This is a genomic window from Novosphingobium sp. AAP93, from assembly GCF_001296055.1.
Classification (GTDB): Bacteria; Pseudomonadota; Alphaproteobacteria; order Sphingomonadales; family Sphingomonadaceae; genus Novosphingobium.
In genome coordinates, this window is the sequence record NZ_LJHZ01000018.1 from 43,932 (window position 1) to 65,599 (window position 21,668).

At 63.7% G+C, this 21,668-nt stretch carries 19 protein-coding genes; 8 read left to right on the forward strand and 11 right to left on the reverse strand.

Annotated features, from left to right (window positions below):
- Positions 1-19: 19 nt before the first annotated feature.
- From IP83_RS03595 to IP83_RS03635, 9 genes are all read right to left on the reverse strand, one after another.
- Complete coding sequence (locus tag IP83_RS03595; protein WP_143146642.1) at positions 20-1,048, reverse strand: class I SAM-dependent methyltransferase; 1,029 nt, start codon at positions 1,046-1,048, stop codon at positions 20-22.
- A 215-nt stretch (positions 1,049-1,263) separates the two neighbouring features.
- A complete protein-coding gene (locus IP83_RS03600; protein WP_054120846.1) occupies positions 1,264-2,400 on the reverse strand; it encodes a polysaccharide biosynthesis/export family protein in 1,137 nt (378 codons plus the stop codon).
- A gap of 137 nt (positions 2,401-2,537) precedes the next feature.
- The gene (locus IP83_RS03605) at positions 2,538-3,290 is read right to left on the reverse strand and encodes an ATP-binding cassette domain-containing protein (protein ID WP_156309565.1); all 753 of its coding nucleotides are present in this window, start codon (positions 3,288-3,290) and stop codon (positions 2,538-2,540) included.
- A 3-nt stretch (positions 3,291-3,293) separates the two neighbouring features.
- Entirely contained in the window at positions 3,294-4,124 is an 831-nt protein-coding gene (locus IP83_RS03610; protein WP_156309566.1) for an ABC transporter permease, read from the reverse strand.
- On the reverse strand, positions 4,121-5,581 hold the full coding sequence (locus IP83_RS03615; RefSeq protein WP_054120849.1) for a hypothetical protein: 1,461 nt from the start codon (positions 5,579-5,581) through the stop codon (positions 4,121-4,123). The genes IP83_RS03610 and IP83_RS03615 overlap by 4 nt, the downstream gene beginning before the upstream one ends.
- A gap of 83 nt (positions 5,582-5,664) precedes the next feature.
- Complete coding sequence (locus tag IP83_RS03620; RefSeq protein ID WP_054120850.1) at positions 5,665-6,957, reverse strand: NAD-dependent epimerase/dehydratase family protein; 1,293 nt, start codon at positions 6,955-6,957, stop codon at positions 5,665-5,667.
- 72 nt (positions 6,958-7,029) lie between these two features.
- Positions 7,030-7,383 carry a hypothetical protein gene (locus tag IP83_RS03625; protein ID WP_054120851.1) on the reverse strand — a complete coding sequence of 118 codons (354 nt, stop codon included), beginning with the start codon at positions 7,381-7,383 and terminating at the stop codon, positions 7,030-7,032.
- Positions 7,384-7,534: 151 nt separating this feature from the next.
- Positions 7,535-8,455, reverse strand: coding sequence for an NAD-dependent epimerase/dehydratase family protein (locus IP83_RS03630; RefSeq protein ID WP_054120852.1), 921 nt, complete (start codon positions 8,453-8,455; stop codon positions 7,535-7,537).
- A complete protein-coding gene (locus IP83_RS03635) occupies positions 8,452-11,706 on the reverse strand; it encodes a glycosyltransferase (RefSeq protein ID WP_054120853.1) in 3,255 nt (1,084 codons plus the stop codon). Before IP83_RS03635 ends, IP83_RS03630 begins: the two co-directional genes overlap by 4 nt.
- A 176-nt stretch (positions 11,707-11,882) precedes the next feature.
- On the opposite strand from IP83_RS03635, the gene IP83_RS03640 reads away from it, so the two are divergent.
- The 8 genes from IP83_RS03640 (at position 11,883) to phoB (ending at position 19,722) form a co-directional block, all read left to right on the forward strand.
- Positions 11,883-12,107: a hypothetical protein gene (locus tag IP83_RS03640; protein ID WP_054120854.1), complete on the forward strand. Its 225-nt coding sequence runs from the start codon at positions 11,883-11,885 to the stop codon at positions 12,105-12,107.
- Between the two features lie 329 nt (positions 12,108-12,436).
- On the forward strand, positions 12,437-13,621 hold the full coding sequence (locus tag IP83_RS03645) for a cell wall metabolism sensor histidine kinase WalK (protein WP_054120855.1): 1,185 nt from the start codon (positions 12,437-12,439) through the stop codon (positions 13,619-13,621).
- A gap of 58 nt (positions 13,622-13,679) precedes the next feature.
- Entirely contained in the window at positions 13,680-14,726 is a 1,047-nt protein-coding gene (locus IP83_RS03650; protein ID WP_054120856.1) for a substrate-binding domain-containing protein, read from the forward strand.
- Positions 14,727-14,743: 17 nt separating this feature from the next.
- A complete protein-coding gene (pstC, locus tag IP83_RS03655) occupies positions 14,744-16,126 on the forward strand; it encodes a phosphate ABC transporter permease subunit PstC (protein ID WP_054120857.1) in 1,383 nt (460 codons plus the stop codon).
- A 6-nt stretch (positions 16,127-16,132) separates the two neighbouring features.
- The gene (gene pstA, locus IP83_RS03660) at positions 16,133-17,407 is read left to right on the forward strand and encodes a phosphate ABC transporter permease PstA (protein WP_054120858.1); all 1,275 of its coding nucleotides are present in this window, start codon (positions 16,133-16,135) and stop codon (positions 17,405-17,407) included.
- Position 17,408: 1 nt separating this feature from the next.
- Positions 17,409-18,236, forward strand: a complete 828-nt coding sequence (gene pstB / locus IP83_RS03665; RefSeq protein WP_054120859.1) for a phosphate ABC transporter ATP-binding protein PstB — start codon at positions 17,409-17,411, stop codon at positions 18,234-18,236.
- Positions 18,237-18,249: 13 nt separating this feature from the next.
- The gene (gene phoU, locus IP83_RS03670) at positions 18,250-18,936 is read left to right on the forward strand and encodes a phosphate signaling complex protein PhoU (RefSeq protein ID WP_054120860.1); all 687 of its coding nucleotides are present in this window, start codon (positions 18,250-18,252) and stop codon (positions 18,934-18,936) included.
- A gap of 96 nt (positions 18,937-19,032) precedes the next feature.
- Positions 19,033-19,722 (forward strand): phosphate regulon transcriptional regulator PhoB, encoded by a 690-nt coding sequence (phoB, locus tag IP83_RS03675; protein ID WP_054120861.1) that lies wholly within the window; start codon positions 19,033-19,035, stop codon positions 19,720-19,722.
- On the opposite strand, the gene IP83_RS03680 is transcribed toward phoB, so the two are convergent.
- Positions 19,719-19,991, reverse strand: a complete 273-nt coding sequence (locus tag IP83_RS03680; protein WP_054120862.1) for a DUF1467 family protein — start codon at positions 19,989-19,991, stop codon at positions 19,719-19,721. The two genes, phoB and IP83_RS03680, sit on opposite strands and share 4 nt — an antisense overlap.
- 5 nt (positions 19,992-19,996) lie before the next feature.
- The gene (locus IP83_RS03685) at positions 19,997-21,649 is read right to left on the reverse strand and encodes a ribonuclease J (protein WP_054120863.1); all 1,653 of its coding nucleotides are present in this window, start codon (positions 21,647-21,649) and stop codon (positions 19,997-19,999) included.
- Positions 21,650-21,668 lie beyond the last annotated feature (19 nt).

Below are 21,668 nucleotides of genomic sequence, written 5' to 3' on the forward strand. Positions count from 1 at the left end.
CCGCGCCTCACGTCCCCGATCAATCATCGCCATCGGCACAGACGCGCTCGATCGCGACCAGCGCATCCTTCAGGCGCGGCAAGTGCGATGCCACCTGTTCGGGGAACTCGTTCTTGACGAAGCGCAGATAGTCTTGCGCGCTTTCAGTTCCATAGAGCTGCTTGATGAGCCGGACCTTGGAAAGCGCCATCATATACCGCCGTGCAGGATCGCATGAACGCTGCATGGCGATGCTGGCCAGACGTTCCTGCTCGCGCGGGGGCAAGCCCTGCTCCAGTTGATCGATTGCCGATTCCGGGATCGCCTTGGTGCACAGGAACAGCGCCGTCGAGCACACTTCGCCGATGAAGGTGAAGTACTCGGAGAAGAATTCCTGATCGGTCTTGATGAAGGGCAGCCGCTCGTAGAAATAATCCTGCTGCACGACGATCGAGACACCGGGGATCAGCTTCGGAAAGAAATTCCGCATCACAAAGCGGCTGATCTCCGGAAGCTTCAGCACGTCGAGAAAGAGGATTTCGATCGGGCTGGTAATGCCTTGACCGGTCTCGAGGATATCGCCCAGCCGAAGATCGACCAGATCGGCCACCGGCTCGATATTGGCCTCGACCGCGGCGGCAAAGGACTCGCCCGGCTCGGCCATACCTTCGACGTTGTTGCGCTTGAAGAACGCCGGCATGCCGGGGTTGATGATGGCGCGTTCGAACGAGATGATCGGCTTGGCCCAGCGCTTCGTGGTCTTCTTGAAAACCTTGTTCTGCCGCAGGCCTTCGCCGAAGCACACCGTGGATGCGCCCAGGAAGATACCGGCGTCGATGATCAGGCCATTCCCCGAGTAGCGTTCACGCGCGAGCGTGAACAGCACTCGCTTTTCAAGCATCGACATCATTGAAGGAACCTTGACCGCCGACTGGCCGATGGTCCCGAGCAAACGCGAGAAGGCCGGATTGAACCGGACCATGCGCATCGGTTCCGGGTCGGGCAGCGGCACCGCCGTGGCCAGCCCCGGCACAGTCAGCGCCTTCGCCGCCGGACCTTGCTTGACCATCACCGAATTCCTTTTCACGATATCATGCATTTTTCTTACCATATCCTACCAGCAGCGAATGACGGGACCAATCGACCGCCACAAGCGCCCAATGTGCACTCGGTGCACTTGCACCGGGTGCTTCTCTCTACCTTAGGCGTCAAATTCATCCTGACACCGGCCCGGTTGGACCTGCGACGCTCTTAACAATCGGCATGCTGCCATCGGGATAATGGTCAGTAAGTAAAGCGCTGCGTTGTCCGGCTCTTGCCGATGCTGGTGATCTCGTTCAAGAGCCGCGCGATCTTGCCAACCTGCACCGACTCCGACGTCGCGACATAGACAACGTCACGGTCCCGCATCGAAAAGTTCTGTGCAAGCAGCAGACCATCGGCAGACTTGAGGTTGACCTGGTAGACAACCGGCACCGTCGCGTTGGCCGCCAGATAGTCCGGCAGGGGTTCGGTCCGCAGCGACTTGGCAACATCCAGCGGTTCATACCGCAGGACATATACGCCGAACGGATCGGCCTGACTGTCGTTGAGCCCACCGCCATTGCCGAGCGCCTCGGCGAGATTCACCTTCGACTTGGCAAACGTCATTTCCTGATTCTTGTTGGTCGCGCCCAGCACGACCAGAGTCTGGGGCTCCTGCGACAAGGTCACCAGATCGCCCGGAACCAGATAGATGTTCTCGCTCGGGTTTGCCTGCAGATCGACAAGCCGCACCGAACGGACAACGCCGCCCCGCGTCAGCTGCACGAGCATGTCGCGCGCCTTGCCGGTCGTTCCCCCCGCTTGCGAGAGCGCGTCAAGCAGGCGCGTACCTGCACCCATGAGCGCAACGCGGCCGGGACGGTTGACATCGCCGCTGATCGTCACCGCATTGTCGGTCGTCTGCACCACCTGAACAAGCGCCTGCGTCTGGCTGGCCTTCCCGCGCAGCGCGGCGATGATCGCCTGCTGCACCTGGCGGGTGGTCAGGCCGGCTGCGCGAATCTCGCCGGCGAACGGCACCATTATGGTACCCGACTGATCGACCGTCTGGACCGGCACGGTTGCGCTCTGCGCGCCGACGAGGCCCGGCTGCGATGCGGTAGCCGCATTGACGGGGCCGAGCAGGCCCGAGCCGAACTCCCAGAGCGTGACCGAAACCGCATCACCGACATGGATCGTGACGACTGGCGGCGGCGCCGGAGTGGCAAGCGGACTGAACCCGTCGGGTGCGGCGCGTGACAGCGCCGTGAGCGTGATCCGGTCAACCGGAACCAGCAGGAATGGCGGCGCCTCGCTCGCACCCTCCGTCGAGATCTGCTTCGAAAGTGGACCAGAGATCGGCTGCGTGGCGCAGGCGGCCAGCGAAAGCACCAGCATCCCGGACAGAACGCCCCGTCCAAGACGTGCCCGCGAGAGTCTGCCCATTAAAGCGACGGTCGGCTTGAGTTGATGATCTGTCACGGCGAACCTCGGGTTCAATTGCAGCAAAGAAGATAAAGAAGAGCGAAATCTGATCATTCGGGGACCTTGACCATGGCCTGATCCCCGAGACTGCCGACCTCGGACTCCTGCAGCGCGCCCGTCTTGGTAGGCAGGCCCGCGGCGTCTGCCTGCTGCCCCGCAGCGGCATCCGCTTCGAAAAGGGCAATCCCATCGCGCAGGTTCTCGAAAAAGATCGGCGAGGCATCTCGCCGCAGCACGAGTGCGCAATCACAATAAGCTTCCGCCACACGGGACTGCCGGGTCGCGACAATTGCTCCTGCGCTTGCCGTACGGGCCTCGTACAATTGACGCCAAAGATCGCGCGTTGCCGGATCACCGGGGCCGATCATGTTGTCAAAGAGATAGGTATCGAACGGCAGCGCATAGGTCAGCGCATAAGCAACCAAGAGACGGCCCCGGATAGGAACGTCCCGCATCGGAACATTGATCAATTCACTGATATCTATACTCTCACAGATAAAGCTGACGACCTCGCCGGGATCGGCATCGTAGATGCGGGCAGCGAAGATGATGTTCTGTCGTACCGTATTCGACATACGGAACGCACGAATGTAACCCGCCGGAAATGAAAGATGGGCACGCCGCTCAATGCGTCCCGCAGTGGGGTCAACGACCCCGGCGAGAAGTCCTATCAGCGTAGTCTTACCGGTTTCAGGCCCGCCCAGGATTGCCAAACGGCGATGCGAAGGCAAATCAATCGAAAAGCCATCGATCACATTCCTGCCGCGCTGATAAGCAAGGCTGACATTATCGAGCCTAATCATGGCTCAATCCTTTTCTTCAAGATATTGGCGCGTACCGGCTTCGAGCAACAGACCGAAGAACAACAACACCGCGGTAAATGTCATGATGTACACATGATCGGTCAGTTCGTTAGGATAAAAGGGATAAAAAGCGTGCCGAAACCAGTTAACCCCGTGCGTAACGGGATTGAGCCCGAAGTACCACCGAACATTCGGTGATAAATATGCAGCTACAAAGTAAGGTCCGGAGAAATGCAATGTTGCGCGGGCGATCGACGGCCAAAGCAAATCCCACACTGGGATAATCCGCGCGATAACCGAGTTGCAAATGCCGGTTGCAACCCCAAGCATCAGCACGACAAGCAACGAAACCACCGCGGTAACAGGGTCGCTTGGGACTGCGGCTCTGACACCGTAAAACATGTATAAGCCGCCAAAAAAGAAAATCGCAACCAGTGCGCTACTCAGCAGGTGCAACACTGTATGAACCAAGATGTGGTCGAACGGCCTCTCAATCGGAAAGCGCTGGCGCCGCGACACGGCACTCCATGGCTGGCGCAGTCGCAACGAGGTATGAATGAACAGATAGATTGGGAACACACCGGTGCCGATGAACAGCAACAGGCTTGAGCCATAAGGCGGTGTCCGCGACAGGGCGGAAAACACCAATCCAATCGTGGCAATGAAGACCAGCGCCTCAAACCCCGAAGCCAGATAGCCGAGCGTAAAGTTCTGACCATTGCGCATGCCGGCTTCGCGGAAGAGCAATGCAGAGAGAACGTTAAACTGCGTGCGCAGGGCCAGCCGTCGCGGCCCCGCCGCGTAGATCCGGCCATTCGGGTAAGCTTGTGTCAAAGCCTGTGCTCCAAGATCGAGTTACGCACAAGCAGACCGACTGCCCAAAACATGCCGGCTCCCGCTATAAGCAGCAGAAGAGCCATCCAGCGGTCGGGTCCAGCCGGACTTTCCGGCAGCGTCGGACGCACATAGGTGGTCAGATAAAGCCGCTGGGCCGCGGCAGCAGATTTGGCCTGGCCCAATGCAGCCTGCGCCGCCGAAAGCTCGCTGTTGGCATTGGCAAGCTGCGCGCTCAGAACCTGGAAGTTGTTCGTCGAAACCGTGTTCGCGGTGCTGACGGCACCCGCCAAGGCGCGCTCGTTAGCTGCAAGCTGCTGGCGTAGAAGCACAATCTGCGGCGCCTTGGGATTGTGCAGCTGTCCTTCGAGCACTTCGATCTGCGACTGGATCAGCGCGATGTTGGCGCGCGTCGTGGTCGCTACCTGGGTGTTGGCCTGAATCACGCCGACCGACGCGCTGTCCGCACCGCCCCGTGCCAGACCCGCGATCTGGCGCTGAAGATCGGTAACCTGCTGGTTGGCCCGGTCGAACTGCTCCTTGGCAAAGCGCACCGTGTCCGTCTGCGACTGGTTGCCAATATCGTTCACGAGCTGATTGGACTGCGTAAGCAACGCGTTGGCAATGTTGAGACTGTCCTGGGGCGCGTAAGCCTTGACACGAACGAGCGCGAGACCGGTTGTGACGTCATAATCGGACGAGACCATGCCCTTCCAGTACCGGCCCAGCTCTTCCTGGCTTGCCGTGTCGGGAAGCCGCGAGAACGGATCGGAGGGCTTGCTGTACATCGCCTTGAGGTTGACCTTGGCATGGACATCCTTGGCGGCCTGCGGGCTGCGTGCGTAGTCCGCCACGGTGAAGTTATCGAGCAGGTCACTTCCAGGCGTCGGATTGCCACCGAACAGCGCCGAAAGGGCCGCACCGCCGTTCGATTTCGGCAGCGCGGCAGGGTTGCCAACCGGCACGCGGACCGAAAAACGGAACTCGGTGACATATTGGTCAGGCAACACGAAAAAGATGTACATCGCCCCCAGCACAATCGGCGCGATGAACGAGAGCACCAGCCAAATCAGGCTGCCCTTCGACATCAGCCTGGTGCGACCGGGCAGCGACGGTCCGGAGGTATCACCTTCAGCCTTCGAGTCCGATGAAGAGCGCAGCATGAAGGGACCATCGGATTGCGGCGCGGTCGGCGTTTCGGTCTGGGTCCCGGCCGCCGTGGTGACCGCCGCTGCCGGTTCGACCATATCGAGCCCTTTATACTCGCGGTTGGTGCGCAGCGGCGCCTCGACCAGCTCCGCCTCGCGGCTGCCCGTCCGGCCCTCCGCGCGCGAGCTGGGCAGGCGGGACATCAGGTCGCGCAGCGAGCGCGAAGCGGCCTGCGACGCACCGTCACCAGCCTGTTCCTGCTCATCCATGGGCTTCTGCCCATCGCCTGCCTTGCCGCCAACCACCATGTCATTACCCCCTGTCACGTCCCGACCCGGTTGCTAACCGATCCCGCATCCATTCCAATTGCGGCCAAAATGGCCGAACTCAGTCACATCGCCGTCGGCAGCCGCTCGTACAAGTCATTGCCGACCAGCTTGAGGGCGACTGCCGGCACTGGCGGATCGCAGCGGACAAGGCTCGAATTCTCCTGACGCGCTTCGGCAGGGCTTTCGGGATGGGGTCCGGTCCACTGCGACACGCAAGGAATCTTCTCGCGGTCGCAACGGTCGGCATAGCGCCGCGCGATGTCGGTCACTTCCTCCGCGAGCCCCTCATGAAGCCGTGTCGGCCGCAAGCCCAGCTTCAGAAACCGCTCGTTGCAAACCGCCAGCTCGTTCTCCGCAGCCTCGACGCGCGGATTGGGCACCAGCTGATAGGGCGCGCCGGTCATCTGCTCGATCATCCGGGCCAGATCGATCAGCCGGTGCGTTTCGGTCATCTGGTTCATGATCGCGACGCGCTCGCCGCGCTGCGGCGGATTGGCAATCGCCAGCTCGATGCACCGCACGGTGTCACGGATGTGGATGAACGCACGCGTCTGCCCGCCAGTGCCATGTACGGTCATGGGATGACCGATCGCAGCCTGCATCAGGAACCGGTTGAGCACCGTGCCGTAGTCGCCATCGTAATCGAACCGGTTGATCAGCCGCTCGTCGAGGCTGGTCTCGTCGGTCTGCGTACCCCACACGATGCCCTGGTGCAGATCGGTGATGCGCGTCTTGTAGTTGCGGTTGTAATACCAGAAGAACAGCGCGTCCTGCGACTTCGTCATGTGATAGATGCTGCCCGGGTGCGCCGGATACAGGATCTCGATTTCCTTGGCACCTTCCGGCGTGTTGACCGTGACCGGCAGGTACCCCTCGGGGATCTGCATGCCGGCCGTGCCGTAGCCATAGACCCCCATCGTGCCGAGATGCACGAGATGGATGTCGAGCCCGCTGTCGACGATCGCCGACAACACATCATGCGTCGCATTGAGGTTGTTGTTGACGGTGTAGCGCCGTTCGCGGGTCCCCTTCATCGAGTACGGCGCGGCGCGCTGTTCGGCGAAGTGGACGATCGCGCGAGGTCGCTCGCGCTGGATGAGATCAAGAAGCTGGTCGTAATCTTCGCCCACGGTGAGCTGGACAAAGCGGATGCTGCGCCCGGTGACTTCGCGCCACGCGGCAAGCCGGACGCCGATGGTGCTGATCGGGGTCAGCGAATCGGCAGCGAGATCGATGTCGATCTTCCGGCGCGAAAGGTTGTCGACGATCACGACGTCATAGCCGAGCTTCGACAGGTGCAACGCCGTCGGCCAGCCACAGAATCCGTCGCCGCCAAGCACGATGACTGTTTCCACGTTCTTACCCCCCAAATCGTGTCTGGCGGCGAGCCAAATCCAAACGGATCGGCCCGCCCAGCAACAGCCGGATCAGATCCCGGTTTCGCGATCGTGACGCCTGATCAGGCGCAGGCCCTCGAGCAATGCCCCCAGAATCCAGCGCTGCTCCATCGGCGTGGCGCCATCCTTGTAGTAGCCGAGAACTTCGCGGATGGTTGCCGGGAAAGCCGCGATAGCAGCCTTGATCCGCGCCGATTCACCTTCGGCAAGGAGATTGAAAGCCGCTTCGATTTCAACGACTTCGTCTTCCTTAAGCAGAGCGACAACGTCATCCGAGATAGCAAGTTGCTGCTTCTTCACCTTGCACAGCGGTTCCCGGATCCCGCCTTCGGGAGGCTGGCGGACGATCTTGATATTGCGCGGCTCGTCGATGAAAAGAAGCATGTACTGCCCTCCAAAAGCGGTAGGTCTATACCGGGCCGCTAATTGCTCAATGTGACACGGTTGCGACACGGTTTGGCGCGGGCTGTTTTAAAATGGGGCGAGCGCGCAGCGGCTCACGAAGCCCCTTCAGGCAGGCTGTCGCACCTGTCCGTCACCCGTCGCGGCGCGCGCGAAACCACGCCCAGGTCCGGGCAAGGCCATCGGCCAGCGAGGTGTCCGGAGCATAGCCCAAGACGGCTCTCGCGCGCGAGACATCGCACCAGGTACGCTCGATCTCACCCGTCCGCGCCGGACGATATTCGACGTCGATCCGCTCCGGCGCAACCACCTGCCGCATCGCGTCGATCAGCGCATTGACCGAGACCGGCACCCCGGAACCCAGTTGCAGCACACCGGATTGTTCATGCGCGATGCCGCTCATGATGCCGTCGCACAAGTCGTCGACGAACACGAAATCGCGTACCTGTTCGCCGTCCCCGTGGACGATCAGCGGCTGCCCCTCGGCAATGCGCCGGAAGAACGCGGCGACAACGCTGCCCTTGTGGTAGGAACGCGGGCCATAGACATTGGCAAACCGCAGCGAGAGCGCGGAAAAACCGTAGCTGCCCGACCATGCGGAGCACAGCCCTTCGACGGCCAGTTTGGTCGCGCCATAGGGAGCGATCGGGTTGGGCACCATGCCCTCGTGGACAGGCGGCGTGGCATCGCCGATGATCGCGCCGCCGGTGGACGCATTGACCAGACGCCGGATACCGCGCGCCCGCATCGCCTCGATCAGGCGGAAACTGCCAACCACGTTGACGTCGAAATTGAAAACCGGATCGGCAATCGATTCGATGACGCGGGTGTCCGCCGCCAGGTGGACCACCGCATCGACCCCGTCGAGCGCGAGGTCGAGCGCGGCCGGATCGCGGATGTCACCGTGGACGAATTCACCGGCAAAGCCGTCGAGATGGTCGCGGTGCCCAAGGATTTCATTGTCGAGCACCCGCACTTGCCAGCCCGCTGCGGCCAGCCGCGGAACCAGATTTGCGCCGATGAAGCCGCAACCGCCGGTAACGAGAACCCTCATCGGCCGAACATCGACATGATGGTGGAACGCTGGCGGACAATCTGCCCTTCCATCACCGTCAGCAGCCCGCCCGGCAGGATGACTCCGCTATCGGCCAGCACAACCGCGATTTCATGCGCTCCCCCGTTGCGGACGATATCCGGGACAGGCACCGTGAAGCGCCCGTCGCCCGAACCATCGATGGGGACCCGCGCGAAGAAGGTGCCGTCGGCGAACAAGGCAACATCGCAGCGACGGGCGCGGTCGTGCCGATGGCGAACGCTCCCGCTGATGGCTCCGGAGCTGTCCACTTCCACCATTCCGTCATATCCCATGCTGCCAAATGTTACACTGCGCGGCATGATCAACCCGTCGTTCAAGACGATCTCGCTGCCGGTGACCGCGATCCGAAAGGCGAGGCCCGCCTTGCGCCGGGTTTTCTGCGCTGGCAGGTCGATCACGAAGCCGGCCCGCCGTGCCTCATCCGGAACGTCCGCAAACGGGACTAAGGGGCTGTCAGCGACCGCCCGCAGGACAATGCCATCGATCACGACCTCCACGCCCAGCGGCGGAGCGTCCTTGCGCAGCTGCCCGACCCAGCCGTGGATGCGGTTGTGATGCACGCCGAGCAACTGACCGACGACTTCGCCCTCCCGGGCCACATCGCCGCGCGCCACCAGCGTCTTGAGCAGCGGTGACAGTGTCCGGGCGCGAGGGGCGCGGGGCCTGGCGACCGGCATGGCGAGATCTTCACCAGCAACCATATTGAGCAGCGCAATGTAATTGCCGAGCCCGCCGGTGCCGACGCCGTTCGCACGAGGCTTGCCTTGCCTCGTGCGGGCGGCCGGCTTGGCGCTGGCGACCGCAGGAACAGACAGGGCGGCAGGCGCCGGCTGGCTGCGATCGGGCTTCAGTCCGGCCATGATGCGCATCAGCACGCCTTCGGGATTGGCAACCGCAGCAAGCTTGCCCTTGCCGCCGCCACGCGCCGCCATCCCGCGCGCAAGAAGCAACGTATCGCGCATCGCCAGTGGTGCCGCCGCCAGCATCGGACGCAGCACCCGAAAGCCCGTGGCAGACAGATCATAGCCGCGTGCGCGCAGCCACTCCGCCGGCTGCGCAACAGTGCTGCCGAGCCGCATGGGCACGGTCTCGCAGGCGTATCCGGCCAGCTGCGCGCGCGCGACAAACTCGTGGTCATGGCCCAGCAGCCGGTAGTCGGTGGTGAACCCGTCCAGTTTCAGGAAGGTGTCGCGGCGCACGAAGAGCGGATTTTCGGTCTCGTCGTCGCGGAAGAACGCGTCGGACACGCCGACGATGAACGGCGCCTTGAGATCGGGCGGGCCGTCCGCGCCGAGTTCGCGCACTTCGACAAGGAAGTTCATCACCTGGGCATCGGTGCGCCGGGCGATACGTTCGAGTTCGCCCAGCGCACCTTGCACCAGCGTTGCCCCTTCCCACACGAACAGGGCAAAATCGCTGGTCGCGGCTTCCGCCAGGCGATTGAACGTGGCGCCGGCATCAAGATCGAAACATTCGACCGCGCGCGGTTCAAAGCCATGGCGTGCCAATGCCGCCGCAGCAACGCCGCAATCCTCATCACTGTCGCCATCGACGCCCACCAGCACTTCACGCGGAGGCACGGTCTGCGCGGCAAGACTGGCGAGTGTCGCCTCCAGCGCAGCGGCATGGCCGAGGAAGTAGATGCAAACCGCTGTTGCGGGTTGATCGGGAGCAGGCGCCTGTTGGCCCCGCGCCCGGTCCAGCAGCTGTTGGTGCAGCGGCCCCTTGAGCTGCCGGTGGAACGTGCTCCAGATCTCCAGATTGGCATCATTGCTGAAACTGGGGCGCGGCACCATTCCGCCGAGCGTCAGGACCTCTTCCAGCTTGTCCGCCAGCGACACCGGGTGCGGGAGGCACAGGACCGCTGCATGGTCACGCGGATCGATCAGCTCGGCATTGCCACCGACGTCGGTCGCAAGCGTCGGAATCGCGCAGATCGCCGCTTCGTAGACCGCCATCGAGCTGTTTTCGATGACGGAAGGCATGATCGCCAGCCGCTTGCCGCCCAGCAGATATTCGATCGCTTCGTATTGCTGGAAGCCGGACAGGATCTGCACCTCGCACGGCCAACCATCCGACACTTCCCGGATATAGTCGGGCGTATCGAGTTCGGGATGGCTGGGCAGGCGTCCACCCGGCTTGCCCATGAAGGTGATGCGGCGCGGCAGCGGCACGCCCTTGCGCACCAGGCGGCGGATCGCCTGGCAGAAAATGAACAGCCCCTTGCGCACTTCCAGCCGCCCGAAGAACACCAGCTCGTCGATCGGCGTGCGGGTGCCGGGGGTCAGCGTGCGCGCGCGCATCAAGGGTTCGAGCGACGTGAACGTCGCGACATTGGGCTGCACGAACGAGCGTCCCTCGGGCAGTGCGTACCCCTGGCTGGCCATCCAGCGCAGCAGGTGAAGGCTGCCGCCCACCACGATATCGCCCAGTTCGACACTGCGGCGCTCGGCGTACGTCTTGACGAGATCGTCGGCGCGATCGAGCATGTGGCCGCCGTAGAGGCGGTTCCACATCCACGGGCTCGACGTCTTCACCACGAACAACGTCTGTGCAAAGGCCCAGCCCTGCCGCTTGGCCAGCAGGCACAAGTACCCGGTGCCCCGCCATTCCGAAACGTGCACGACATCCATCGGATTGTCGATCAGCCAGCGCATCATGTTGTACGGCACCCGCAGCCAGCGGTCGGAATTGGAGACGAAGCGCTCGGTGCTTGCGTAGTCGGGCGCGGGCACCAGCCTCACCCCTTTCTTCGCGTAATGGTTCACCCAGTGCCCGATCGTTTCGGTTTCGACCTGCTCGCCGCGGAGATAGAGCACGGTGACGTCGAAACCCTGCTCGGCCAGCATCAAGGCAAGATTGGCGTAAGTGCTGCCGATCCCGCCATTGCGGACCGGGCCGGTGATCTGCTCGGTCGCGATGCAGATACGGAGCGGTTGACCGGCATCGGCTTGCCCGGGCTCTGACTGTGCGGCTTCGGGTTGTGCGGTTTCACCATCGAGCAGGCTGTCGAGCCCCGGCAGGCGCAAGTGCCACGCATCGGGATGACGCGTTTGCAGACCGTCGATCCGGCCTTGCGCCGCTGGTCCGCACAGATACCGCTCGATATCGGAAATGATGTGTTCGCCAAAACCCTCGGCGCTGTCACCTTGGCCGCGAGGGCCCTGCGCAATCGCGTCGTTGTCTTCGCCTGTCCCGCGCGATGCCATCTCAACCCCTCGTCGCACCGCCGGTATCGGGCAAGTTTGTCAATTTGATGTCACTTTGGACTGCACGTGGCGGCAGGGCGATCACGCCCGCGCAGCGGCTCGGTGACGGTGATATCCGGGCAAGAGCGGTGCGATCCGGTCTTGCCGAACCGGCTGCAGGATGGTTGGGACGGCCGATGGATCCTGACGCATTGACCACCTTCAGCGGGTTTGCAGCCGCCGGCAGCCTCGCGCTGGTTGCCGCAGTTCTGACCGCTTTTCGCGAACGTCGCCACCAGCGCCGAGCCGATCTCGATCAGGTCAGCCTCGTCCCCTGGCAGTTCCTTTCGGCGGTGTTTTCGATGCTGGCCGTCATTCTCCTGGCAACGGCCGCAAAGTTCTACTTCACACCGGTCAGCTGACCACGGCGCCCGCGAACCATTGACCTTGCGCTTGCACAAACCGATTATGTGACAGAAACGTTGCTGAATTTGGCAACAATCTGACAGCGCTTGCAGGGGTCTGTTCGCGAAAGACATAGTGCTTCATAGATCGGAGTATAAGCCGCGTTTCCTGCTGCAGGGCACTCGGCCAATCGTTCACCGGATCAACCCCGGCGAACAAAGCGGACCGAATGCGCCAGATCGGATATCGGGCCCAACCGCGCGCCAGACCGGATCGGTCCGGTTGAGATACGTCACGCACCGAGGTCCTCGCCGACGGCGTCTTCAGGAACGGAAACAAGAGTGACATGATGGGTTCGCCCTTCCCTTGGCCAAGTGTCATCGTTGCTGCCGGTACTTGCGTCGTGATGCTGGTGATCGGAGTCTATCCGGTCCTTGCCATCTCGGTGCTGATCGTGTGGCTGGGAACGCTGCTGCTGTCTCGCCCCGAACCCGTGATCGAAGTCCGCGTGCCCGATGAAGGCTCGGTCTCGCGGCAGGCCATGGTCGAGTTGGTCGAACCGTTCAGCGTCCCTGTTCTGATGCTCGACAACCAGCGCATCGCGGCCGCCAATGCCGCAGCGCGCGAAGCACTGGGGCCGCACATCGTCGGACAGGATGCCCGCGTCGCCCTGCGCCATCCCGAGGCGATCACCTTGCTCGACAAGCCGCAGGGCACTGTCATGGTCCGCGGACTGACCGGCGCGCGGAGCATCTGGCAGGTCCGCCGCGTCGCGATCGACCAGCGCTACTCGCTGATCGAGATGGTCAACCGCACAGCCGAAGCCGATATAAGCCGCTCGCACACCGATTTCGTCGCCAATGCCAGTCACGAACTGCGCACGCCGCTGGCGTCGATCATCGGCTATATCGAAACGCTCGCCGATCCCGACGCCAAGGTCGATGCCGCCACGGCCGCGCGGTTTCACAACACCGTGCTGCGCGAATCGCGGCGGTTGCAGAGCCTGGTCGAGGATCTCATGTCGCTCTCGCGCATCGAGGCGGAGAAGCACGATCTGCCGCGCGAACAGATCGACCTTGGCCTGCTGGCCGCCAGCATCGGGTCGGAAGTGGCCTGCACTGCCGGCGAAGACCGCATCCTCGTCAAGGTGACCGATGCGGTGGTGACCGGAGACCGCCAGCAACTCGATCAGGTTATCCGCAACCTCATCGACAATGCGCTCAAGTACGGCGATCCCGGCGAGCCGATCAGCATTGCGGTAGAGCGCGACGGCAACGAAGCCGTGTTTTCGGTGACCGACCGCGGCGAAGGGATCCACCCCGATCACATCCCCTATCTCACCCGCCGTTTCTACCGCACCGATCCCGGCCGCAGCCGCGCGGCGGGCGGCACCGGACTCGGCCTTGCCATCGTCAAGCACATCGTCGAAAGACACCGCGGCAAACTGGATATCACGAGCCGGCTGGGCGAAGGGACGACCGTCACCGTCCGCCTTGCGCTGGTTGTGATCCCGCAGAAAGCATTGTCATAGACCTGTCATTCCGTGGCCGCATGACCCCACAGCGCTGGGACCCGAAGGGAAGCTTACGATGATTGCGAATCGTGTCGTTGCCGGATCGGTGCTGCTTGCCGTCACCCTCGGCCTCTCGGCCTGCGGCGGCCAGCAGAGTGCTACACGCGATCAGGTTCGCGCCGTCGGGTCCTCGACCGTTTACCCTTTCGCCAAGGCAGTCGCGGAATCGCTCGCCAAGTCCGATGCCACCATCAAGGCGCCGATCATCGAATCCACCGGCACGGGCGCGGGCATGAAGCTGTTCTGCGCCGGCATCGGCCCGCAGCACCCCGATATCGAAGACGCCTCGCGCCGGATGAAGAAGTCCGAGTTCGATGACTGCGTGAAAAACGGTGTAAAGGAGATTGTCGAAATCCAGGTCGGTCTCGACGGCGTCGCCTTTGCCGAGGGCAGCCAGGGTCCCGGCGTCGCGCTGACGCCCGAGGACGTCTACAAGGCACTCGCCAAGACCCCGTTTGGCAAACCCAACACGGCCAAGAGCTGGAAGGACGTCAACCCGGCCCTCCCCGACGAGCCGATCCTGGTCTACGGTCCGCCCTCCACTTCGGGCACGCGTGATGCGCTCAAGGAACTGATCCTGACGCGCGGCTGCGAAAGCGATCCCGCGATGAAGGCGCTCAAGGACAGCGACAAGGCCAAGCATGACGCCATCTGCGGCGAGGTCCGCGAGGACGGCGCCTATGTCGATGCGGGCGAAAACGACAACCTGATCGTCCAGAAGATCGAGGCGAACCCCAAGGCCATCGGCGTGTTCGGCTTTTCCTATCTCGAAGAGAACCGCGACCGCCTGAAGGGCCTGACCATGTCCGGCGTGATGCCGACTTACGAGACCATCAGCGATTTCTCCTATCCCGGCGCCCGCCCGCTCTACATCTATGTGAAGAAGGCGCACCTCAAGGCGATCCCGGGCTTGCAGGCCTATGTCAACGAATGGGCCAAACTGTGGAGCAAGGGCGGGGTGCTGGCCAAGGCCGGCATGGTGGTCGCGCCTGACGCGGTGCTTGCCGCCAGCGCCAAGGCCGCCAGCGAGCTGACTGTGCTCGATGGCGCGCAGCTGAAATAAGGACCGGGCAAGCGGTCATGACGCCAGGCATCCTGTTCCTGCTGGCCTTCGGGCTGGGTCTCGTCGGCTGGCTGGCCGGACGCTCGCGCGCATGGGTTTTCCGCCGGGCCGCGCCGGATGGCCGGATCAATTCGCTGCCCGATTTCCATGCCTGGTATGTCGGCCTCTGGGTTGCGGTACCTGCCGCGCTGTTCGGTCTCCTGTGGGATGCGATCAGCCCTGCCCTCGTCCTCCAGCATGTGCTGGCCGATCCTGCCGCCGCCGCGCTGCCCGCGTTCGGCTTCGAGCGCGAGGCGATCATGGGCGAAGCCCGCGCCGTTGCGACCGGTGCTGCACGCGCCGTGTTCAACCCCGAGGCAGAGGGCCTTGTCGAGCCCTACCGCGCCGCGCTCACGCACTACAATATGATCGGCCTCGCCGTCACGCTGGTGATCGCCTTTGCCGGCGGTGCGTTCTCGTTCCTGCGCCTGCGCCCTGATTTCTCGGCCCGCACCCGGGTCGAGCGCGCCGTGATGAGCGTGCTGCTGCTTGCCTCGCTGGTTGCCATCCTCACCACGATCGGCATCGTCGCCAGCCTCGTGTTCGAGACCATCCGCTTCTTTGGCATGGTCTCGCCCATCGATTTCCTGCTGGGTACGCACTGGGCGCCCGATCCGATGAGCAGCGGCGCGCCAGATGGCAGCGCGTTCGGCGCGATCCCGCTGTTCTGGGGCACGATCTTCATCGGCGCGATCATCGCGATGGCCGTGGCGATCCCGCTCGGGCTGATGAGCGCGGTCTACCTCACCCAGTATGCCAGCAATTCTGTCCGCCAGATCGTCAAGCCGCTCCTCGAGATCCTCGCCGGTGTGCCGACCGTGGTCTACGGCTATTTCGCGGCGCTGACCGTCGCGCCTGCCGTGCGTGACGCGGCGCAGGCCATCGGCATTGCGAACGCCTCGACCGAAAGCGCGATGGCCGCCGGCCTCGTCATGGGCGTGATGATCATTCCCTTCGTCTCCTCGATGGCCGACGACAGCATCGCCGCTGTCCCCCAGGCCATGCGCGACGGCAGCCTTGCGATGGGCGCCACCCGCGCCGAGACGATCCGCAAGGTGCTGATCCCCGCAGCGCTCCCCGGTATCGTCGCGGGCATCATGCTCGCGATCAGCCGCGCCATCGGCGAGACCATGATCGTCGTCATGGCAGCCGGCGCATCGGCCAATCTCACCGCCAATCCGTTCGAATCGATGACGACGGTCACCTTCCAGATCGTCGCCATGCTGACCGGCGAAGGCAGCTTCGATCACCCCGCCACGCTGTCGGCCTTCGCGCTCGGCATGGTGCTGTTCCTTGTGACGCTGACGCTCAACTTCATCGCGCTGCGCGTGGTCAAGCGTTACCGCGAAGCGTATGAGTAAGGCGCCATGAACACGCCCAGAGAACCCGCCGCGATCGAAGCTGTGCGCGCCGCGCGCCAGGCCCGCATGCAGGCTGGCCTCGCGCGCCGCTACCGCGCGGACTCCCTGTTTCGCTGGGCTGGCTTCAGCGCGGTAACGTTCTCGGCGCTGATCCTCGTTCTGCTGCTCGTGTCGATGGCGTCGAGCGGCTGGGCCGGCTTTCACCGCAGCGAGCTGCGCATGACCGTACCGATGCGCGGGCACATCCAGATCGACCCGGCTCGCCTTGCCCAGCCCGATCCCCTCGGCGGTCTCGAGGTCGCCGGTCTCCCTGCCCTCGTCAACACTGCCGCTGTCACCGCCTTTGGCCCAGGTGGCGATGCGCTGATTGCCGATGGTGCCTGGCGCGAAGTCGGCAACACGCTCGTGGCAGATCCTTCGCAACTGATGAGCAATGAAATCACGGTCTCGGTCCCGGCCAGTGACGATCTCGCCAATGCCCAGCGCGGCGGCGGCGATGCGGCGGAGCAGAAGGTCGCCCGCGATCTCGCCAGCCAGGGCAAGCTCGTCCGCGCCTTCGACACCGGCTTCCTCGTCCGCGCCGATGCGACCAATCCGCAGAGCGTCGGCATCTGGGGCGCGCTTAAGGGCTCGATGATGACAATGTTCATCACGCTGATCCTCGCCTTTCCGGTCGGCGTGCTCTCCGCGCTCTATCTTGAGGAATATGCAACGCGAAACCGCTGGACCGACCTGATCGAGATCTCGATCAACAATCTCGCGGCGGTGCCCTCGATCATCTTCGGCCTGCTTGGCCTTGCGGTCTTCCTCGCCGCCTTCCCCAACTACCGCTCGGCCCCGCTGATCGGGGGCATGACGCTGGCGCTGATGACGATGCCCGTCATCGTGATCTCGGGCCGGAACGCGATCAAGGCCGTGCCGCCCTCGATCCGCGATGCCGCGCTGGCGATGGGCGCGAGCCCGGTGCAGGTCGTGTTCCATCACGTCTTGCCGCTGGCACTGCCAGGCATCCTTACCGGCACGATCATCGGCATGGCCCGCGCGCTGGGCGAGACCGCGCCGCTGCTGATGATCGGCATGCGCGCCTTCGTCGCCAGCCCGCCGAGCGACTTCACCTCGCCCGCAACGGTGCTGCCGGTGCAGATATTCCTATGGTCGGACGAGATCGACCGCGGCTTCATCGAACGCACCAGCGCGGCGATTGTCGTGCTCCTGATCTTCCTCCTCGTGATGAACGGCATCGCGATATACTTGCGCAACCGCTTCGAGAAACGGTGGTAACATGAATTCGTCTGTCCCAACCTCCGAAGCGGCAACCCAGCCCGCAGCACCCGTGTTCCCGGAACCGGTCGGCCCATCGAAGATCAGCGCCCGTGGCGTTTCGGTCTACTATGGCCAGAAGCGCGCGATCGACGATGTCTCGATCGAGATCCCCAAGAGCTATGTCACTGCGTTCATCGGCCCTTCGGGCTGCGGCAAGTCGACGTTCCTGCGCAGCCTCAACCGCATGAACGACACGATCACCAATGCCCGCGTCGAAGGCGAGATCCTGCTGGACGGCACCGACATCTACCGCTCAGGCATGGACGTGGTGCAGCTGCGCGCGCGGGTCGGGATGGTATTCCAGAAGCCGAACCCCTTCCCCAAGTCGATCTACGAGAACATCGCCTACGGGCCGCGCATCCACGGAATCACCGGCAGCAAGAGCGAGCTGGACGGCATCGTCGAGCAATCGCTCCAGCGCGCAGGCCTATGGGATGAAGTGAAGGACCGGCTCAGCGACAGCGGCACAGCGCTCTCGGGCGGCCAGCAGCAGCGCCTGTGCATCGCGCGCGCCATCGCGGTCGATCCTGAAGTGATCCTGATGGACGAGCCCTGTTCCGCGCTCGACCCGATCGCCACCGCGCGCATCGAGGAACTGATCGACGAACTGCGCGGCCGCTACGCCATTGTGATCGTTACCCACTCGATGCAGCAGGCCGCACGCGTCTCGCAGCGGACCGCATTTTTCCATCTCGGCAAGATCGTCGAATACGGTACAACTTCCGATATATTCACGAATCCCCGTGAGGAAAAGACCAAGGACTACATCACTGGTCGTTACGGCTAGGGGATGAGGAGCAATGATGGCCGAGCATACCGTCAAGGCGTTCGATGAGGACATCACCCGTCTGCGCGGCCTCGTCGCGGAAATGGGCGGTCTGGCCGAACTTTCCGTGGCCGAGGCCATGGATGCGCTGGTCAACGGAAACCAGGACCTCGCCCTGGGCGTGATCGCGCGTGACAAACGGATCGATCAGCTGGAAGGCGAAGTGGACCGCCTATCCGTCCGCGTACTGGCCTTGCGGGCACCGATGGCGGACGATCTGCGCGAAGTGATCGCCGCGCTCAAGATCGCCGGCGTGATCGAGCGGATCGGCGACTATGCCAAGAACATCGCCAAGCGCGTCGGCCATATCGAGGGCCGCAAGCGCTTCGAGCCACTCACCTTGCTGCCGGTGATGAACGAGCTCGCCGGCGACATGGTGCACGATGTGCTCACTGCCTATGCCGCGCGCGATCCGGTCGCGGCGGCGGAGATCGTCAAGCGCGATGCCAAGGTCGATGCCTTCTACGAAAGCGTGTTCCGCAATTTCGTCTCGTATATGGTTGAAAATCCGGCCACGATCAGCTCGGTCGCGCAGTTGATGTTCGTCGCCCGAAACATCGAGCGGATCGGCGATCACGCTACCAATGTCGCCGAGATGGTACACTACGCCGCCACTGGCACCTACCTTCCGGAACGGGACGAAGTCATCCCGCCGGTCTGAGCGGTCGTACGCACGTCACGACTGCGTAACAAATCGCGTGTTTGCGCAAGGGGACCGCCTTGAACGGCGTTCGTGGATTGCATCCGGGGGTTATCGATGTCCGCGCCGAAGCTGCTTCTGGTTGAGGATGACACAGCGCTTGCCGAACTGGTCGAATACCGGTTCCGCGGCGAAGGCTACGACGTGCGCACCACCGACGACGGCGACGAGGCCCTGCTCCTCGCTGCCGAGGATACTCCGGATCTCGTCCTGCTCGACTGGATGATCGGCGGCACCAGCGGCATCGAAGTCTGCCGCCGCCTGCGCCGCAACAAGTCGACCGCCCACGTGCCCATCATCATCCTCACCGCGCGCAGCGACGAGGACGACCGTGTGCGCGGCCTCGAAACCGGCGCGGACGACTATGTAACGAAGCCCTTCTCCCCGCGCGAGCTCATCGCCCGCGTCGGTGCCGTGCTGCGCCGCGTGCGCCCCGCGCTGGCGGGCGAGACGATCACCGTCGGCGATCTTGCGCTCGACCCCACCGCGCATCGCGTCACCCGTAATGGGCAGGCGATCAAGATCGGGCCGACCGAGTTCCGCCTGCTGCGCCATTTCATGGAGCACCCGGGCCGCGTCTTCTCGCGCGGGCAATTGCTCGATGCGGTCTGGGGCAGCGGCAGCGACATCGAACTTCGCACGGTCGACGTCCACATCCGCCGCCTGCGCCAAGCCATCGCCATCCCCGGCGCGCCCGATCCCGTGCGCACGGTGCGCTCGGCGGGCTACGCGCTCGAAGGCGTCTAAATCCCCAGCAGGGGCGCGATGTCGAGGTCCTGGATCGTGATCCAGTGGTTCACGTAGTTCGCGTAGTAGAACCAGAACAGCACGGTCGAGAGCACCGAGGCGCGCAGCAGGAGCTTGCGCGGGTTGAAGTTCGCCGGCGCACTCGGCGCCTGACCGGGCACTTTCTCGACACCCATCTCATCCGCCGTACGTACCCCGAACGGCATCACGAGGAAGGCCGAAAGCACCCAGAACAGCGTCCAGATCGCGAGGATGGATGTCCACTTCATCGGCTTCAGCCTTCCCGCAGCATGACCTGGACGACCGGCTTCTTGCCCGACCAGCGCTGCGCCGCGCGCCGCACGGTCAGCCGCACCGTTTCGGAAATCGCCGCCCTGTCGCGCGCCTTCTCGCCCTTGAGCGTGCCCAGCGCCTTGGCGACATCGCCTTGCGCTTCGGCGATGAACTCGCCCATGTCCTCTTCAAGCGGCAGCCCGACCGCCGCGATCTCGATGGCCGACTTCAGCTTGCCGACCGGCGAGACCGCGAGCGCGGCCACCACCACGCCACTCTCCGCCAGCTTGCGCCGCTGGCCCATCGCGCTGCCGTCTGCGGGCGCGATGATGTCACCATCGAGCACGAGCCGCCCTGCGCGCACTTCGCTCAGCTTGGTCGGGCCATCGGGCGCGAGGCGCACCAGATCGCCGTTCTTCTGGACGATCGTGCGCTTGATCCCGCTCGCCTTCCCCAGCCGCGCCTGCTCGGCCATGTGGCGCATCTCGCCGTGCACGGGCACCAGGATTTCCGGTCGCAGCCAGCTGTAGAGCGCTTCCAGTTCAGGTCGCCCCGGATGACCCGAGACGTGGATCATGCCCTGCCGGTCGGTCAGGATCTCCACGCCCTTGGCCGCCAGCTGGTTTTGCACTCGCCCGATAGCCAGTTCGTTGCCCGGTATCTGGCGGCTCGAGAAGATCACCGCATCGCCCTTCTCGAGCCGGATGGGATGCGTATCCGAAGCAATCCGCGCGAGCGCCGCACGCGGTTCGCCCTGTCCGCCGGTCGCCAGCACGAGCACTTCGCCGCGCGGCAAGTCCATCGCGTCTTCCATCCGCATCACGTCGGGAAAGGCCTTGAGGTACCCGCTCGCCTGCGAGACTCCGATGATCCGGTCGAGCGAGCGCCCCGCCACGCAGAGCTGCCGCCCGGTCGCCTCGGCCACTTCGGCCAGCGTCTGCAGCCGCGCCACGTTCGAGGCGAACGTGGTGACAACGACGCGCTTGCCCTTGAGACCCTTCACCATCTCCATCAGCCCGTCGCGCACCGCGCCTTCGGAGCCGGAGGGCTTGGGATTGAACACGTTGGTCGAATCGCAGACCAGCGCCAGCACACCCTCGTCGCCCAGCGCGGTAAGGTCGCCCTCGGTCGCCGGCACGCCGATCAGCGGCTCGTCATCGAGCTTCCAGTCGCCGGTGTGGAACACGCGGCCATGAGGCGTCTCGATCACCAGCGCGTTGCCTTCGGCAATCGAGTGCGCCAGCGGCACATAGCGGATGTCGAACGGCCCGAGGCTCAGCGAAGCCTCGTTCGGCACGACGTTCAGCTGCACATCCTTGGAAATTCCTGCCTCGGCCAGCTTCTCCGCGACAAGCCGCGCGGTGAAGGGCGTCGCATAGAGCGGCACGCCGAGATCGAGCGCGAAATAGGGCACCGCGCCGATATGGTCCTCGTGCGCATGAGTCAGCACCACCCCGACGAGATCGTCCAGCCGCTCCTCGATGAACGAAAGATCGGCGAACACGAGATCGACCCCCGGGTAGTACGGGTCGGCAAAGGTCATGCCGAGGTCGACCATCAGCCATTTGCCGTCGCAGCCGTAGAGATTGACGTTCATGCCGATCTCGCCCGATCCGCCGAGCGCGAGAAACAGCAATTCCTTACCGGGTTTCACAACAATTCCAGTTCACTAG

What these genes read in the sequence shown, in the direction of transcription:
- IP83_RS03595 (WP_143146642.1), bottom strand. Translation starts at nt 1,048, where the DNA reads ATGGTCAAGCAAGGTCCGGCGGCGAAGGCGCTGACTGTGCCGGGGCTG.
- IP83_RS03600 (WP_054120846.1), bottom strand. Translation starts at nt 2,400, where the DNA reads ATGCTGGTGCTTTCGCTGGCCGCCTGCGCCACGCAGCCGATCTCTGGT.
- IP83_RS03605 (WP_156309565.1), bottom strand. Translation starts at nt 3,290, where the DNA reads ATGATTAGGCTCGATAATGTCAGCCTTGCTTATCAGCGCGGCAGGAAT.
- IP83_RS03615 (WP_054120849.1), bottom strand. Translation starts at nt 5,581, where the DNA reads ATGGTGGTTGGCGGCAAGGCAGGCGATGGGCAGAAGCCCATGGATGAG.
- IP83_RS03625 (WP_054120851.1), bottom strand. Translation starts at nt 7,383, where the DNA reads ATGCTTCTTTTCATCGACGAGCCGCGCAATATCAAGATCGTCCGCCAG.
- IP83_RS03630 (WP_054120852.1), bottom strand. Translation starts at nt 8,455, where the DNA reads ATGAGGGTTCTCGTTACCGGCGGTTGCGGCTTCATCGGCGCAAATCTG.
- IP83_RS03635 (WP_054120853.1), bottom strand. Translation starts at nt 11,706, where the DNA reads ATGGCATCGCGCGGGACAGGCGAAGACAACGACGCGATTGCGCAGGGC.
- IP83_RS03640 (WP_054120854.1), top strand. Translation starts at nt 11,883, where the DNA reads ATGGATCCTGACGCATTGACCACCTTCAGCGGGTTTGCAGCCGCCGGC.
- IP83_RS03645 (WP_054120855.1), top strand. Translation starts at nt 12,437, where the DNA reads ATGATGGGTTCGCCCTTCCCTTGGCCAAGTGTCATCGTTGCTGCCGGT.
- IP83_RS03650 (WP_054120856.1), top strand. Translation starts at nt 13,680, where the DNA reads ATGATTGCGAATCGTGTCGTTGCCGGATCGGTGCTGCTTGCCGTCACC.
- pstC (WP_054120857.1), top strand. Translation starts at nt 14,744, where the DNA reads ATGACGCCAGGCATCCTGTTCCTGCTGGCCTTCGGGCTGGGTCTCGTC.
- pstA (WP_054120858.1), top strand. Translation starts at nt 16,133, where the DNA reads ATGAACACGCCCAGAGAACCCGCCGCGATCGAAGCTGTGCGCGCCGCG.
- pstB (WP_054120859.1), top strand. Translation starts at nt 17,409, where the DNA reads ATGAATTCGTCTGTCCCAACCTCCGAAGCGGCAACCCAGCCCGCAGCA.
- phoU (WP_054120860.1), top strand. Translation starts at nt 18,250, where the DNA reads ATGATGGCCGAGCATACCGTCAAGGCGTTCGATGAGGACATCACCCGT.
- phoB (WP_054120861.1), top strand. Translation starts at nt 19,033, where the DNA reads ATGTCCGCGCCGAAGCTGCTTCTGGTTGAGGATGACACAGCGCTTGCC.
- IP83_RS03680 (WP_054120862.1), bottom strand. Translation starts at nt 19,991, where the DNA reads ATGAAGTGGACATCCATCCTCGCGATCTGGACGCTGTTCTGGGTGCTT.